1 protein-coding gene is annotated in these 462 nt (G+C 62.1%); it reads right to left on the reverse strand.

What is annotated here, in order from left to right; translation table 11 throughout:
• Positions 1 to 128 precede the first annotated feature (128 nt).
• A partial coding sequence (locus tag RM572_RS29110; RefSeq protein WP_311676354.1) for an acyl-CoA dehydrogenase family protein occupies positions 129 to 462 on the reverse strand: 334 nt, incomplete at its 5' end.

Raw genomic sequence — 462 nt, forward strand, 5'->3', positions numbered from 1 at the left:
GTGAACACGGTGTCGAATCCGGCGTCTTCGGCTGCGGCGACCAGCTGTGCATGGTTGGTGGGCGGTTGGGCGTCCCAATAGCCAAGCTGCAGACCGAACTTCACGATTGTTCTGCTTGCTGTCCGGGGTCAGTACGATCGGGGCAGGTTGAGGCTGTGCTGCGCGACATAGTTCAAGATCATCTCTCTGCTGACCGGGGCGATCTGCAACAATCTGGCCAGACCCCATTGCGGGAGCAAGCCGTACTCGGCTGATATTCCATTTCCACCGTGCAGTTGGATCGCGTGATCGACGGCGCTGACCGCTGCCTCGGCGGCCACGTATTTGGCGATGTTGGATGCCTCCCCGGCGGGCAACCGGCGATCGAACAGCCAGGCGGCGCGGCCGGTGGCAACGGCGGCCAGGTCGACGTCGATCTTGGCTTTGGCCAACGGATGTGAGATCGCCTGATAGGTGCCAATG

The sequence above is a fragment of the Streptomyces hazeniae genome (assembly GCF_031845485.1).
Lineage (GTDB): Bacteria > Actinomycetota > Actinomycetes > Streptomycetales > Streptomycetaceae > Streptomyces > Streptomyces hazeniae.